Source organism: Swingsia samuiensis, from assembly GCF_006542355.1.
In the GTDB taxonomy this organism is placed as follows: Bacteria; Pseudomonadota; Alphaproteobacteria; order Acetobacterales; family Acetobacteraceae; genus Gluconobacter; species Gluconobacter samuiensis.
Genome location: NZ_CP038141.1, coordinates 1575988 through 1590745, shown reverse-complemented (window position 1 = coordinate 1590745; position 14758 = coordinate 1575988). Strand labels below are relative to the sequence as shown.

The following is a 14758-nucleotide window of genomic DNA, read 5'->3' as shown; positions in this document are numbered from 1 at the left end:
TAAGAATGAACAAAGTTAGTCTGATTGCTTTATTTCCGTTGTTTATAGCTTTTCACGCAACAGCGCAGACTTATCATCCTGACTTTGAATGTTCTAGAGTTTCTCCAAGTAATAGTATCGCCCATCTACTGTGCGACGATAGCGATTCCGCCAAGCAGGAGCTTATCTTCGATCAAACATATTATGCACTACGTCAACAAGTAGGACGCGCTGGTTGGCAATCATTGAAAAAAGAAGTTATCGAAGACCAGAAAAGCAATGCTCAATGTTTGCAGGGGGCTCCAGATACAAACGGACGGCAAGACGTTGACCCCACCTGCTTTCAAAACGAAACAGAAAAGCTGACTGAAAAATATAAACAACGTTTAAGCGGCCCTGCTCTAGAAGAGGCGAATAGACCGATTGATGAGCATATCGCGTTGCAGAAGAGGTTGGCAGAATTAGGTTTCTTGCCGTCAAATACAAAAATAGACGGTGTTTACGGCTCATCCGTTCGTCAGGCCATAGAAACATGGCAGCGCGTCAATAACCGCCCGCTCGTTAACGGGTTTATTTCGGATGACGATGCAGGTATATTAAATGGTAATGGTAATAATGAAGATCGACAAATAAATAACGAATTAAATTCATCAAATATAAGCGGATATAAAACAGACACATCAACAAAAAAAGCCGATTTAAGTCCATTTCATATAATTTTTTTACTAATATTAATAATATTTGGTATTATTTTTTTATATATATACATGCTACCGACCATATTTGCCGTGAAGCGCGGCAATGAGAATATTGGAATGGTTGCTTTTATTAATCTCCTTTTAGGTTGGACATTATTCGGATGGTGTGTGGCATTGTTCATGGCGGGGACAATGCAGCGCAAAGAAAAGTGATGATACCCACTTACCCTCGAAACAGATGACTAACCAGAATGCGTGGTTCGTGTTCGAACACGGGCATGCTGGAAAGCCGGAGGTGGGGTTCTTGTGAGGTTTAGAGTAGATTATTCCTCGTTAACAGTCCTTGAAGTGTTCCATTTCTCAAGTTCTTTAATGCGAGTAGATGTCATATCTATAAAACAATCATTTTTATTGATATGATCTGCCGAAGCATCACCAAAGACCACAGAGATAAGCCCACAATTAGCTTCACGATACTTTATCCATGCACGTTCAGCGTCTTTCATTGTAGAAACAGCTTTTGGTTGGCTTTTTAGTTTTTCTAATATTTGCTGATATAATTTATTAATTGCTGCGTCTTCTCTTGCCATTTCTTGATCTTGGCAATCGATTATTTGAGGATCAACAGAGTCCGCTTGTTTGCGACACTGTTCAAAGTCTGACGCAAAACAAATGCTAGTTGATAAAGCTAAAGTGGTTATAAACGATAGTGTTTTCATGATCGATCCAACTCTGCTAACGCATCAGGAAGTTCTTTGTTATATCGGTGCTCGTTATCCATTATACTATTCGGTGACATTTTTGTATCAGTATGCAGATATTTTTTCCTTTCCTTGTATATAGCTTTAATCAAATCACGATCTAAACTTTTCATCTCATTTTGAAAAATATATTCTTTAAAGTCTCGGTCTGGATTAAACTGCCAAAACGACCCACTCATATCAGGTGAATTATTTAATAAGTTTCCCTTAAGTAAAAAATCTTGTTTATTTAAATCATGAAGTGCCCTTTCTAATATTTTATGAGCCCCACCATGCTGTACTGACACTGACCAAACGACATTTCTTACTGCTATAGAAAAAGTATCTAAATTAATGCCCGTATTTTTTTCAACACGACTTACAGTCATACCATAATTTGTTCTTTTAATATATTCATGTTGCGCTCGAAAAAAAGCTACTGGTGAAATATCAGCAATCTGTTTCCATTTTTTTTCAAAATCCCCACCAGAAATAGTCTCATCCAATCCATTAAACTGAGCTTGCCATAATGCCCCCTCATTAGAGAGAAAATCTCTCACTTTATCTCCGGCTTTACTATTAAGTTGATACGCTCCATAAGATACTCCACCTGCATCACCTATGCCTGTAGAAACACGTCCTGCAGCCAAATGCTCTTGCCCAGGACTATAACCCGTTTCATAACGCATTGAGAGATCCCCTAATTTAATAGGCCCACTTACTGTATCTTGAACTGAATTATTCAATTGTACATTTTTCAAATGAGTATGAGTATGAGTATGAGTATGAGTATGAGTATGAGTATGAGTATGAGTATGAGTATGAGTATGAGTATGTAATAATGGGATATCGAGAAAATCATCGATATGAATAAGATTTGAGGTTAAAATGTTATTCTTTTTTGCAATTATACGCCAACTAACATGAAAATGTTTTGCAATTTTACTTAATGTATCTCCCGATTTAACTTTATATTTCATAAAATACGCCTCAATTAAAAAAACTTATTTATTATATTCATACTCCAATATACAAATCCATCCCCTTGTACCCTCCAAAAAGTTCGTCTAAACTCGAACTATGCCAAAAGCCAAGAAATACCGCCCTGTTGACGGCGCCACACTCCGTAAAATGTCTACGCCGATGGAGACAAAAAAACGGCGCTTCATCCCTGCTTTTGCCGAGGATGTTTCCCCTACCCCTGAACGCACAGCTAAGCCGGACTACGAAACTTGCGGCAAAAAGCGCGTAAAGGTCAATACGCTTAAAGCACTCGAACAATCAGGCGATATTACAAGCGAGGACGTCACATCTGCTGAGCGTTGGTATAGTGACTATATCCTTTTCACCAGTGGCTATGCAGACGCGCTTCATGAGAGCAAGGACAGCGACTATATTCGTGGCGATGTGCATACGTTTGCGATCAGTCGCGGCAAAGCGGCGGAACGGATTTCTCTATGCCGTGAGCGCTTTGGTTTATGCGTGCATCTCCGATTAGAGATGATGCTCGTAAATGGCCTCTCCTTCTCCGCAATGGGAGAGAAGCTTTTCCCAGATGTTGCGTCCACTCAAGCCCGCGCAAAGACCTCCGCTCAATGTGCAATGGCGCTCCAAATGCTGACCGCCTTTTATCGTGAGCAAGCCCAAGAACGGGTAAAACAAAAAAAGCTTGTACCTGTCGGCAATTCTTGATATGTAATTCTTAAATTTGGATTACTGCGCCTCGCGCACGTCAAGAACTCCCCACAATATGAACCTCTTTTTCCCCGAACGTGATCTCGCACGCGCGGTTATTCTGCGTGCGTTTGAGGATTGTGTGCGGCCAGATGGCGCATGTGACTCCTCTAAGCTCACACGAACAGAACGTGACCAAGCCATTCAGTTCCTTACCGCAGAAAACGGCGCTTGGTTTCACTCGCGCGTCTCATGGTGTGACACGGCTGGCTTTTGTCCCAACAAGACACGCCGAGCCGCGATTAATCTCCTCAAATCGCAGTATCCCGGCAAAAAACTTACGAAAATTCGCAGTCAGGTGTTCTAATGGCTAAAGCAGTTAAAAAACGGGCATCCCCCGTTACAATAACGGAAAGTCTTTGGGTAGAAATTCTAAAATTGATCTCAGAAGGCGAGACGCTTCGGTCAATCTCGGAGCGCGACGGAATGCCAGTATGGGAAACGATACGACGTTATTCCCAAAAAGACAGTTACACGATAGCGCAGTACGCGCACGCACGCGCATGTGCGGCTGACGCGTTTGAGGACAGGCTCTTGCAGGAAATGAACAACCCTGATCCAGCCATTGCCCGTGTTCGGTGCGACACGCTCAAATGGATTATGGCGCGACGCGCTCCCAAACAATACGGCGACAAAATCACGACCGAACACACGGGAGCGAATGGTGCCGCCCTCGCCTCGCCAACCTTGATTTTGAGAATGAGTCAACCGAATGACCAATCAAATACTGATTGATATCCCCCCCGTCTTTGGTGATTTTGAACAATACTACCGATACCGCATTTGGTACGGCGGGCGCGGGTCGAGTAAATCATGGACGGTGGCGCGTGTTTTAGTGGCACTCGCTGTGTCCAAGCCCATTCGCGTTCTGTGCTGCCGTGAGTTTCAAAACAGCATTGCAGACAGTTCTAAAAAGCTACTGGCTGACCAGATCGACGAACTCGGCCTTTCGCGTTGGTTTGATATTACAGACACGTCTATTCGCTCCAGCGTAGGCTCCGAGTTTCTCTTCAAAGGGCTAGCCCGCAATGCCCAGGGGATTAAATCAACCGAAGGTATCGATATTTGCTGGGTTGAGGAAGCGCAAACGACCAGCGCTCACTCGCTGGAATTGCTTGTCCCGACCATTCGTAAAGCGGGATCTGAAATATGGTTTACGTACAACCCAGAGAATGACGACGATCCTGTTCACAAGCTGATGCTGTCCTTGCAAGACGACGCAAAAGCGCTCGTTCGTAAGGTCAACTGGCAGGATAATCCGTGGTTCCCCGCAGAACTAAATGATGAACGCCTCCGCCTTCTTAAATCCGACCCGGAGAAATACGACCACATCTGGGAAGGTGAATGTCGCACGATCAGTGAGGCGGTAATCTTCAAGAACCGTGTGGTGGTGGAAGAGTTTGAAACGCCTTACGATGCACGGTTCTATTTCGGGGCTGACTGGGGCTTCTCACAAGACCCTACAGCGCTGGTTCGATGCTTCATCAGCGATGATATTCTCTACATCGACTATGAAGCGTTCGGCCATGGCGTGGAAATGGATGAACTGCCAGAATTGTTTGACCGGATCCAAGGTTCAAGAGACTGGCCCATCCTTGCCGATAGCTCCCGACCTGAAACGATCAGCTATATGGCAAACCGTTTTCGTTTTCGCATCTCTGCCGTTGATAAATGGCCGGGAAGTGTTGAAGACGGCGTGGAGCGTCTCAAAGCCTTTACCAAGATTGTCGTTCATCCACGCTGCGTAAACCTCGCCAAAGAGTTCCGCATGTACTCCTATGTCGTGGATAAGCGATCTGGCGATATTCTGCCCAAGATCGAGGATAAGTGGAACCACGGGATTGATGCGCTTCGCTATGCCCTCAACCCGATTATCCGCAATAAACGCCGCCGCCCTGATTTCAGCCGTTATAGTCCAAACAGAGTCCTACGATGAAAAACTGGTTCACCCGCACCGCTCAGACGCGCCCACAACGCGGACGTATCGAGCCACGAGTGAACCTGCCTCGGGCGCATAACGTGCGATCTCCTGCCAAAGAGAAGCCGCGGCCTTTCCAGTATGGGGCGGCCGATCAACTGCGCTCTGATTACGTCACGGTGATGAACAGCATCAAGCCGTATGAACCACCCCAAGGTGTGATTGGCGAGGCTCCTCCTCACCTTGCCATGGATAGCGCCGAATATGGCCCCTCACCTGACTTTACAGGCGGTTGGGGAGCCAATAACTTCCAGATTGCCAAAAGCCTTTACGAGGACGGTCTGACCTTTGCAGGCTATCAGCAACTCGCTGAAATGGCGCAACGCTTCGAATACCGCAAACCCTGTGAGGTCATTGCCAAAGAAGCCACCCGCGAATGGATACGCTTTAATTCCGTTAAAAGCGGAAAAGACGCAGCGCAGAATAAAAGAGGCGCTCAGCGGATTAAAGAACTGGAAGAAGAATTAAAGCGCCTGCGGGTGCGTCAGGTCTTTCACACACAAGTCGAGCACGCTCTCAAGTTCGGCATTGGTCACATCTGGATTGGCATGAAAGGCCGCCCTCTCACGACAGAGGGACAATCAGAGCCGCTTAAGATCAATCAGTACGGCGTCAAAACTGGCTCTGTCGAACGGCTGGAAAACCTCGAGCCTGTGTGGATGGCTCCCAACCAATACAACTCCGACAACAACCTGCACCCAGACTATTACAAACCCCGGAACTGGTGGCTGCAAGGCGTTTTGATTGACCAATCTCGCCTGTTGCAGATGGTGCCCTTCCCTGTTTCGCAAATCCTCATGCCGTCCTTTAACTTTGGAGGCCAGTCGCTGACGCAGCTTTTGCGTCCGTATGTGCATAACTTTCTAGGAATAAGAAACAGCGTCTCCTCTATTGTTCGCAATTCGTCGAACCTTGTGTTGCTGACCGATATGTACGGGAACATGCAAACTGAGATCACGACAGAGCAATATTCTAGAGGGGATTACAACGATATCAACGTTGGGAGCCTTGCCGGTCGCGCTACGATGATGAATGACCTCTCACAAGGTCAAAGAACCATCGTTGCCGATAAAAACGTTGAGGATGTGAAGGTTGTCGCTACACCGCTGACTGACCTCGATAAACTCCTTGCTCAAGCGCAGGAAGCGATGGCGTCTGTCTCAGGTATCCCTCTCGTGAAAATGTTCGGGATACAGCCGACAGGACTAAACGCCTCATCAGACGGCGAAATACGGGTGTTCTACGACGAGATTGCCGCCTTCCAAGAAGCGCATATCCGCCCCAACCTTGAGAAGATCATTCAACTGGCTCAACTCAACCTCTGGGGCGAGATTGACCCCGATATCGAGTTTGAGTTCATTCATCTGTGGCAGATGGACGAAAAACAGGCTGCCGATATTGAGAAAATCAAAGCGGATGAAGATGCTGTCCTCGTAGCGGCGGGCATTACCTCACCCGAAGAAGCCCGTGAACGTCAAGCAACAGACGCGCACAGTATTTACCGAAACATTGATCTTACCGGGCCACCGCCTGAACCCCCAGAAGGGCCAGAGGACGGCCAACTGGACAGCCTCATCAGTCGAGGTGAAGAACAAGAGTAAGCCTCATGAAGATACGGCAGAACAAAAAGCGCGGGTTATTACTTAGACCCGTGCGTCCAAGTGCTGCCATTCAAGCGGCTTACTACCGTGATCTGATGCGTCTTATCGATGATATGCACGACAGCACGCTTTACTGGCTGCGGGCAAACTATCGGAAGATTGAAAGCCAGGTTGTGCCAGCGCAGGACATGGCTTTTGATATCAGCGTCAGTAAAATCCTCCGCAAGATCATGGAGCACCTGACCAGCCAATGGGTCAAACGGTTCGACAAACGAGCTGAGGATATCGCCGAAGACTTTGTCAGACGTGCTGATCATCACACACAAGCAAACCTCAAAGACGCGCTGAAAAAGTCCGGCTTCACCGTGAAGTTCAACCCGTCCCAATCCGTGCGTGAAGCCGCGCAACTCTCCATCAATGAGAACGTGCAGCTTATTAAATCCATCCCCCAACAATATATGGCTGAGGTCAACACGCTTGTCATGCAATCGGCAATGGCGGGTCGTGATTTAGGGACGCTATCGAGTGAGTTGCAAAAACGATACGGCATTTCACGCCGCCGCGCCGCTCTTATTGCGCGTGATCAGAACAACAAGGCAACGGCCACCATAAACCGCAAGCGTCAGATGGATCTCGGATTGAAAGAAGCGATCTGGATCCACTCAACGGCTGGCAAATACCCTCGCCCCTCTCACGTCAAAGCGGGAAACGACAAGTTGCGCTTTCGACTTGATGAGGGCGCACTAATCGATGGCGAGCGCATCTTTCCCGGCGAGGCCATCAACTGCCGCTGTTACTGGCGCACGATCATACCGGGATTTGATGAATAACCATGCAAGACAATATCACAATCGCGCTCGACCGATCGGTGAGACGCATCGACGATGACGGCCATCTATTCGTTGATCGCTGCATCGTAAGCGCCGCTGTCGTCTCGCCCTATTACGGACGTGAAATACCCGGCAGTAAGGCGCTCGGACTTGATGATAATACGCTTTACTGGCTCTACCGGGATGCAGACGAACTCGCCAAAGCGGCCAGTTCCATGAATGGCAAACCGCTCATTGAAATCCACCAGCCCGTTAGCGCTGATGATCACCCGCGCGAAATCACGGTTGGCTCCGTTAATAACTGCTCGTTTGAAGCCCCAAACCTGATTGGACAGCTTTCGGTGTGGGATGGCGATGCCATCAAGCGCATCGAAGACGGCACGAAGAAATCTGTTTCAGCCGGATATGCCTACCGCGCCGTGCCAGAAAGCGGGTCGATCAACGGTCAGCCCTACACGCTGAAAATGGTGGATATCCGGTTCAACCATCTCGCACTCGTTGAAAAACCCCGCGTCACCACGGCCATTATCGGCGATAGCGCACTCACACTCCCACATAATGAGGAAATTGAAATGGCAATAAAAAGCCGCAACGACAACGCACGCTCGGCCTCCGCTCTGGCAGAAGCCATCAAGAGCGGAAAGATCGGCATGGACTCAACCCCTGACGACATTCTGAAAGTCATGGGGCTGGATGAAGACCCAGACAACAAGAAAAAAGCGGAAGACGAAGAGGACAAAGACAAAAAGTCCGAAGATGAGGACGACAAGAAAGCCGAGGATGAAGAGCCAACCAAGAAGGCGGAAGATGATGACGATGGCGCGGAGGACGAGGAAGAAGATGACAAAAAGAAAGGCGCACAAGACAGGGCTATCAACGTGAAAATGGCCGTCGATAGCGCCGTTCAGGCTGCGATTACAGCAGAGCGGCAACGTCATAGCGCGGCTATGGTCGCCCGAACCGCCGTCCGCCCTCTCGTTGGTGAAGTGATCGGTATGGATAGCGCAGAGGACATCTACCGTTACGCGCTCAAAGAAGCGGGTGTCATGGCTCAAGATACACACCCCTCCGCCCTGCCCGTTATGCTCGATCTCGTCTTGCAGCAAAGGATGCCCAAACGTCCCGTTGCAACCCACGCGATGGATGCTGCAGACGACTTCAGCACACGCTTTGGCGTCACCATGCTCCCTAAAAAACTATAAGGAGGCCAGCAGATGAGCTTTCAATCCCAAATCAATTACAACTGGCCCGTTGGCTTTCCTGGTGATGTCGCCAGTGCCAATCCGACACGCACAGCAATCGCAGGGGCACTTGGTCATAGAGCGGGCGCAGGCGGTGTCACGATCGGCAATTTCGCATGGGCGCAGAGCGACGGCGTTACGGTTTTAAACAAACCCGACCCCAGCAATGCATCAGCCTCCCCAACAGGCTTTGTCATCCGGGACAATTCAGCGATCATCGCAGGGTTTAATCAGGGCAGCACCATGACCATGAACCCCGGTTTTATGGTGACGCTGAAAACAGGCGGCGACTTCTTCGCGCTCGTAAGTGCAGACACAATTACAGGCCAAGGGGTTTTCGCTTCAACAACGGATGGAAGCATTAAAACAGCCCCCGTGGGTTCACCCCCTGATGGAACAGTCGCCACAGGATGGGTTGTCGCAAAAGGTGCGCCAGCCGGACAAGTTTCGATCATCTCCGGTCCTCTGGCTCCAATCTCATTCGCTGCCACTCCTCAACTGAACAAATAACGGTAAAAACATGAGCACATTTCGAAAAGACGCACCACGCCTTGCGATGGATTATGGTATTCATCTCGGCGGCGTATCGCACTACGGTCATGAAAAAGGCGCGTTCGATAGCGCTCCGACCTTCCCGTCTGTCACCGCGCCTAACTCCGGTATTCCTTCCGTCTTTACAACGGCTGTTGACCCGCAAGTTATCCGTGCGCTGATTACGCCAACGCGCTCGGAACAAGTCTATGGCTCTGCCAAGGCGGGTGATCGAACGCAGCGTAACCGTATGTTCCCCTTGTCGGAATATTCTGGCTATACGGCATCCTATGGCGATTATTCCGATGCAGGACGAGCAAGCGCGAACGCCAACTGGACGAACCGCCAGAACTACCTGTTCCAGACATGGGCGCAGTACGGCAATCTCGAAAGTGAGATGATGGGCGCTGCTGGCTTTTCATGGGTAAACGAACAGCGCATGGCCGCCATCTCTGTTCTGAACAAAACGTCCAACAGCATTAACCTGTGGGGATTATCAGGCCTCGAACTTTACGGTGCGTTGAATGACCCTGCCCTACCGCGAGCCATTCAGCCCACGCCTAAAGCTGGAACAGCCAGCGGGAAATGGACGGAAACGGGTGATCCAAACCTGATCTATAATGACTTTGTTGCGCTGCGGTTTGATCTTAACAAGCGCCTCCAAGGTAATATGGATCAAAGCACACCCGTAAAGGTGGTTTTACCGAGCGAACTCTCCCCTGTTTTAAGCTACACCAACCAGTTCGGTATCACGCTGGAAGATATGCTTAAAAAAGGCTTCCCAACCATGTCCATTGAGTTCCTCCCCGAAGCGGGAACCTCCATGTCTGGCGGCCAGCAAAGCGCGAACTTGGTGCAAATGTTTGTCCCGACACTGGATGGCGTGGATACCGTCACAACAGCCTTTGTCGATAAACTCGTCGCACATCGGGTTGAGCAATATTCGACCTATGAACGACAGAAAATGTCTGCCGGAAGTTGGGGAACTATCTGGCGTCGCCCAACCGCTGTTGCACAGATGGTAGGAGTATAAAACATGGCTACAGCACCTAAAAGCACCGATACAACCAACAGCACAGTCGTTGTGTATTGCCGTCTCATCCACGGCATATCCATCGGCATTTTCAAGAAAGAAGCCATCGAAGCACGCGCCGAACGCTCTGCGGCAAAGGCTCCCGACTTCTCCCCTCTTATCCCCTATAGAACGGTCGAATTAAATGGGGCGAATACTGACCCGCGCTTTCATCCGAAAGAGAATATTCTTCTCGGACGCGCAGGCCGCACTCTTGTCGATAAAGACTTCTGGGACACATGGCTTGAGCAAAACAAAGAAAGTGATCTGGTCAAGAACAACCTCATCTTTGCCGAAGCAACAGAAGCCAGCGCCTCAGCGCGGATGACCGAGCTTCAATATGAAGCAACAGGCTTCGAGCCAAAAACGGAAGATCAACTTCCTGCAAACGCATTGGATAATAAGAAATGACCGATACGACCACACCAACACCGGGCGTGGTCACGTTCGATTATACCGTGTGGTCGCAACGTTTCCCTTCTCTAGCCAAGAGCGTCAATGAAGGACTGGCGAAGGCGTATTTTGATGAAGCCACCCTCTTTCTTAACAATACGCCTTACAGCCTTGTCCGAGACGTGAACAAACGCGCGGCATTGCTGGGCTATTTGACCGCCCATATCGCTCAGTTGAATCTTCCCAAAGAAGCAGGCGGAAACGGCGCTGGCATCGTGGGGCGCGTTTCCAATGCCTCACGCGGCTCTGTCTCCATCAGTGTTGATAATGGCACGCAGGCCGGCAGTGCGGCGTGGTTCATGCAAACGCAATATGGCGCGACATACTGGCAGATGACCGCATTTCTGCGACAGATGCGTCTCATCCCCGGCACGGCACCACGACCAAGGATATGGCCCTAATGGCAGTCATTAATGGAATTAAAAGTCTACTTAATCGTTTGCGAGGAAAACCACAGGCATCCGCCAATAAAACGACATTCGATGCAATTGCCAAGCGTGTGATGGATAAGACAAAAAATCTTCCCTACATCAATGCGGGATTCCTTGAAGATGGTTCGATGGACGGGAACGTTCCGGTCGCAGCGGTGGCAATATGGAACGAGTTTGGCACTCCAACTATACCAGAACGCCCCTTCATGCGGCAAACCATTGAGAAAAACAAAGCGCAATGGCCGAAGCTGTTTGCCGCTGCTTTGACGCAAGCAGGCGGGGATTTCGAGGCGGCCTTGGATGTTGTCGCCGAGCGCATTGTTGAGCAAATTCAAAATGAAATAAAAGCCTTCAAAGAACCGCCCAATGCAGCATCGACCATCAAGAAAAAAGGCTTCGACAATCCCTTAATTGATACCGGAAACATGCTCCGCAGCGTTCACTACGAGATCAAAGATGATTGATGTTTTTGGGATCGCCGGGAATATGATTGCGCCAGTCAATGGACAGATCCAAGCCGTTCTCAAAGTCACAAACGGCTATACGGTCAATGATGACTTCAGCAAAACGCCCAATGAACTTGAGATTTCCGTGATGATTGAAGTCCAAGCCATGAGCACGTCTGATCTTCGACAAGTCCAGAACATCAATCAGCAATCCGATATGCGGGCCGTCTATATCCGAGGCGGCATTAAAGGCTTGAACCGCCCGCTTCAAACAGGCGGCGATATTTTGCACTTCTACGGGTCTGATTGGAAAGTCGTGCAGGTCTTGGAAGAATGGGGAATGGAAGAATGGACGAAACTTGTGGTGTCCCGCCAAATCACTCGACCGCGCAGCTGATAACGACACCATCGGAAAGCGATATCTACAAGATTATTGGCCAGTGGCTATTACAATTCCTCCCAAGTGGCTTTGAAGTCCTCCAAGGCCAACTAAACCGCGTCCCCTCGCCGCTCACGTCTTATGTGACGATGGTGATCATCTTACGCAGTCGCCTTGCCACAAACGGCTCGGACTATACCGCAACTGAACGCTCGATCACACAGCCAACGATCCTCACCATGCAAATCAGCGCCTTTGGACAAGGTGCCAGTGATGCCATCCATCTTATTTCCACCTTGTGGCGCGATAATTACGCGACCGAGTTTATCGGCGGTCTGACTGACCGAATATCTCCACTCTATGCCAGCGATCCTCGTCAGGTCACCTACGTCAACGAACAAAGCAATTACGAGGATATGTGGACGATTGATCTTAAAATGCAGGTCAATTTCACCGTCACTATTCCAAACGGGTCTGCTGATAAAGTGACGCTTACCGTCATTGAAGCAGATCAACCCCACTCCTAACAACAAGGAAAAACAATGGCTGGGATTCCTATTTCCAAGCTGATTTCCGTCACCCCATCGGTCTTGACGCCGGGAACGGGAATCAATCAGCTCACAGGCCTGATCATCAGCAACTCGACCAAGGCGACCGATCAAAAGGTCGTGCCTTTTACAAGTGCCGCCAGTGTTGCCACGACTTTTGGCGCAACATCAGCGGAATACGCTATGGCGCAGGCGTATTTCTCCGGCACACGCACGTCTCTCTTTTCTCCCAACGTATTGTATATTGCGGGCTTGGGTTCATCCTCATCAGGGATTACACCAGACTATCTTGATCTTATTGCCGGACAAGCTGCTTTCACAGGCTTCACCACAAACTGGAACCTGTCATTCGCAGAAAAACAAGCCTGCGCGCAATGGGTCGAAAGCCGTAACAAGCGCCAATGGTTTGTGGCGTGGGATAATGACCAAGAGGCCATCACACAAGGCTCATCCAAATCATTTGGCTCCTGGCTTCAAGGGCAATCCCTCAATGGAACAACCGTTCTTTATGATGCGACAGGCCTTTCCGCCGCTGGTGCGTTGGGGTGGATGGCTTCTATCGACTTTACAGCCACCAACGGCCGCACGGGCTTAAGCTATCAATCAAATGGCAATGTAACCCCTACGGTGATCGATGGCACAACCGCCAGAACACTAGAAGCGAACGGGTATAACTATTACGGCTCTTATGACACGCAAGCGTCCAGCCGTCAGTGGTTCTATCCCGGAACCGTCAGTGGTTCGTTTGGCTTTGCAGACAGCTACATCAACCAGATCTGGCTCAATACCAGCCTTCAAAATGCGCTGGTGAACATGATGCAAACGGTCAAGAACATTCCGTTTAATGCGCTTGGGGACAGCTACATTTCCTCGGCCGTACAAGATACGATTAATCAGGCCGTTACCTTTGGCGCTATTCGTGATGGTGTGAACTTAGCCCAATCCCAAATTCAAAACATCAACTCCCAAGCGGGGAATACATCCGCCGCACAGACGCTTGCAACGCGAGGCTGGTATTTCATCCCCGGTGCATCCAAGGCGCTCCCCTTTGTCCGCACAACACGCGGACCGATTACGCCTGTTCTGTTCTACACAGACGGCGGCAGTGTTCAGACAATCAAACTTGCAGCAGTTGAGGTTCAATAATGGCTGGTGGATTAATTACCTCGGCAAATGCAATCTTCATGCTTACATTTACCGGGCTTTTCAACGCGCCTGTTCGCTTGGAAAACTTCTCGGCAGATCGGGCTTTTGAGGCCGAAGCGATTGAACTGGCCGAGACCAAAATGTCAATCGATGGCTTTCTGAACCGTGGATATGTGCCGCGTGCTGTGAGTATGACGGTCACACTCTCTGCCGCCAGTAAGAGCATCCCCTATTTTGATGCTCTTATTATGGCCTCGCAGCAATCCCGAACAGTGATTACCCTGGGTGGCGAAATATCCATCCCAGACACAGGCCGGAAGTTCACGCTTCTCAATGGCTGCCTCACCAATGGCTCTGTCTTTCCAAGTGCGGGAACAACCCTTGAAGATCAAACCTACACGCTCCAATGGGAACGTGTATTGCCAGCAGGAATATAATCCATGAAAGAGATTGAATGGTCTCCTACATCAGGAGCCGATGCAGGCAAGAAGTTTGTCATCACCCGCATGTCGGCTTTTGCGGCTGACAAGTGGGCGCGTCATACGATCAAGGCTCTAATCCAAGCGGGCGTTAAAGTCCCTCCTTCTGGCATTAAAGCGGGACTTCTTGGAATGTCCGGCTTAGCCATGAACATCTTTGGTTATATGGACAATGAAGAGTGCGACAAAGCCTTCGAAGCCCTCATGAAATGCGCCAAGATCGTTCGTGCTGGGACAGTCCCTTCTGAAATCCTTGACGCCGATATTGACGATGCTGAAACCCTCGTAAAGCTTCGCGAGGAAGCCTTCAAGCTGCATGTGGATTTCTTCAAGGCCGCCGCTTACCAGATTTCCCCCCTCGTGGCGGCCCTCACACCTCAAGGGGACACCGCAAACCCGCAAGCTGCGTGAATATGTCCCCCATCATGGGGGCAGTTCTCGCCTCTAGGCTTGCGACACTCCACGAATTGAA

Annotated in this window: 20 protein-coding genes; 18 read left to right on the top strand and 2 right to left on the bottom strand. The window is 49.5% G+C overall.

Annotated elements, in window-relative coordinates; all coding sequences use genetic code 11:
* The first annotated feature begins 5 nt into the window (after positions 1 to 5).
* A complete protein-coding gene (locus E3D00_RS07485; RefSeq protein ID WP_141461357.1) occupies positions 6 to 890 on the top strand; it encodes a superinfection immunity protein in 885 nt (294 codons plus the stop codon).
* A gap of 110 nt (positions 891 to 1000) precedes the next feature.
* Here E3D00_RS07485 and E3D00_RS07480 read toward each other — a convergent pair whose 3' ends face one another.
* Both E3D00_RS07480 and E3D00_RS10545 read right to left on the bottom strand, forming a co-directional pair.
* Complete coding sequence (locus E3D00_RS07480) at positions 1001 to 1396, bottom strand: lysozyme inhibitor LprI family protein (RefSeq protein ID WP_141461355.1); 396 nt, start codon at positions 1394 to 1396, stop codon at positions 1001 to 1003.
* The gene (locus tag E3D00_RS10545) at positions 1393 to 2397 is read right to left on the bottom strand and encodes a LysM peptidoglycan-binding domain-containing protein (protein ID WP_181441947.1); all 1005 of its coding nucleotides are present in this window, start codon (positions 2395 to 2397) and stop codon (positions 1393 to 1395) included. The genes E3D00_RS07480 and E3D00_RS10545 overlap by 4 nt, the downstream gene beginning before the upstream one ends.
* A 100-nt stretch (positions 2398 to 2497) precedes the next feature.
* Between E3D00_RS10545 and E3D00_RS07470 the strand changes: the two genes are divergently transcribed.
* The 17 genes from E3D00_RS07470 (at position 2498) to E3D00_RS07390 (ending at position 14697) form a co-directional block, all read left to right on the top strand.
* Positions 2498 to 3109, top strand: a complete 612-nt coding sequence (locus E3D00_RS07470) for a hypothetical protein (protein WP_141461354.1) — start codon at positions 2498 to 2500, stop codon at positions 3107 to 3109.
* A gap of 58 nt (positions 3110 to 3167) precedes the next feature.
* The gene (locus tag E3D00_RS07465) at positions 3168 to 3458 is read left to right on the top strand and encodes a hypothetical protein (RefSeq protein ID WP_141461351.1); all 291 of its coding nucleotides are present in this window, start codon (positions 3168 to 3170) and stop codon (positions 3456 to 3458) included.
* Positions 3458 to 3886 (top strand): terminase small subunit-like protein, encoded by a 429-nt coding sequence (locus E3D00_RS07460; protein WP_141461349.1) that lies wholly within the window; start codon positions 3458 to 3460, stop codon positions 3884 to 3886. Before E3D00_RS07465 ends, E3D00_RS07460 begins: the two co-directional genes overlap by 1 nt.
* Positions 3864 to 5087, top strand: coding sequence for a PBSX family phage terminase large subunit (locus tag E3D00_RS07455; protein WP_141461347.1), 1224 nt, complete (start codon positions 3864 to 3866; stop codon positions 5085 to 5087). Before E3D00_RS07460 ends, E3D00_RS07455 begins: the two co-directional genes overlap by 23 nt.
* A gap of 83 nt (positions 5088 to 5170) precedes the next feature.
* On the top strand, positions 5171 to 6730 hold the full coding sequence (locus E3D00_RS07450) for a phage portal protein (protein ID WP_181441946.1): 1560 nt from the start codon (positions 5171 to 5173) through the stop codon (positions 6728 to 6730).
* A gap of 5 nt (positions 6731 to 6735) precedes the next feature.
* Entirely contained in the window at positions 6736 to 7560 is an 825-nt protein-coding gene (locus E3D00_RS07445) for a phage head morphogenesis protein (RefSeq protein ID WP_220093251.1), read from the top strand.
* Positions 7561 to 7562: 2 nt separating this feature from the next.
* The gene (locus E3D00_RS10635; RefSeq protein WP_246091395.1) at positions 7563 to 8762 is read left to right on the top strand and encodes a DUF2213 domain-containing protein; all 1200 of its coding nucleotides are present in this window, start codon (positions 7563 to 7565) and stop codon (positions 8760 to 8762) included.
* Positions 8763 to 8774: 12 nt separating this feature from the next.
* A complete protein-coding gene (locus tag E3D00_RS07435) occupies positions 8775 to 9311 on the top strand; it encodes a structural cement protein Gp24 (protein WP_141461343.1) in 537 nt (178 codons plus the stop codon).
* 10 nt (positions 9312 to 9321) lie between these two features.
* Positions 9322 to 10365: a hypothetical protein gene (locus E3D00_RS07430; protein WP_141461341.1), complete on the top strand. Its 1044-nt coding sequence runs from the start codon at positions 9322 to 9324 to the stop codon at positions 10363 to 10365.
* A 3-nt stretch (positions 10366 to 10368) separates the two neighbouring features.
* A complete protein-coding gene (locus E3D00_RS07425; RefSeq protein WP_141461339.1) occupies positions 10369 to 10815 on the top strand; it encodes a hypothetical protein in 447 nt (148 codons plus the stop codon).
* Complete coding sequence (locus E3D00_RS07420; protein ID WP_141461338.1) at positions 10812 to 11258, top strand: DUF4054 domain-containing protein; 447 nt, start codon at positions 10812 to 10814, stop codon at positions 11256 to 11258. The genes E3D00_RS07425 and E3D00_RS07420 overlap by 4 nt, the downstream gene beginning before the upstream one ends.
* On the top strand, positions 11258 to 11752 hold the full coding sequence (locus E3D00_RS07415) for a hypothetical protein (RefSeq protein WP_141461336.1): 495 nt from the start codon (positions 11258 to 11260) through the stop codon (positions 11750 to 11752). The genes E3D00_RS07420 and E3D00_RS07415 overlap by 1 nt, the downstream gene beginning before the upstream one ends.
* Before the next feature lie 22 nt (positions 11753 to 11774).
* A complete protein-coding gene (locus E3D00_RS07410; protein ID WP_141461334.1) occupies positions 11775 to 12131 on the top strand; it encodes a hypothetical protein in 357 nt (118 codons plus the stop codon).
* Positions 12083 to 12640, top strand: a complete 558-nt coding sequence (locus E3D00_RS07405) for a phage neck terminator protein (protein WP_141461332.1) — start codon at positions 12083 to 12085, stop codon at positions 12638 to 12640. Before E3D00_RS07410 ends, E3D00_RS07405 begins: the two co-directional genes overlap by 49 nt.
* Before the next feature lie 15 nt (positions 12641 to 12655).
* Positions 12656 to 13807 carry a DUF3383 family protein gene (locus tag E3D00_RS07400; protein ID WP_141461330.1) on the top strand — a complete coding sequence of 384 codons (1152 nt, stop codon included), beginning with the start codon at positions 12656 to 12658 and terminating at the stop codon, positions 13805 to 13807.
* The gene (locus E3D00_RS07395; RefSeq protein ID WP_141461329.1) at positions 13807 to 14244 is read left to right on the top strand and encodes a phage tail fiber protein; all 438 of its coding nucleotides are present in this window, start codon (positions 13807 to 13809) and stop codon (positions 14242 to 14244) included. The genes E3D00_RS07400 and E3D00_RS07395 overlap by 1 nt, the downstream gene beginning before the upstream one ends.
* A gap of 3 nt (positions 14245 to 14247) precedes the next feature.
* Positions 14248 to 14697 (top strand): hypothetical protein, encoded by a 450-nt coding sequence (locus tag E3D00_RS07390; protein ID WP_141461327.1) that lies wholly within the window; start codon positions 14248 to 14250, stop codon positions 14695 to 14697.
* Positions 14698 to 14758: the final 61 nt, after the last annotated feature.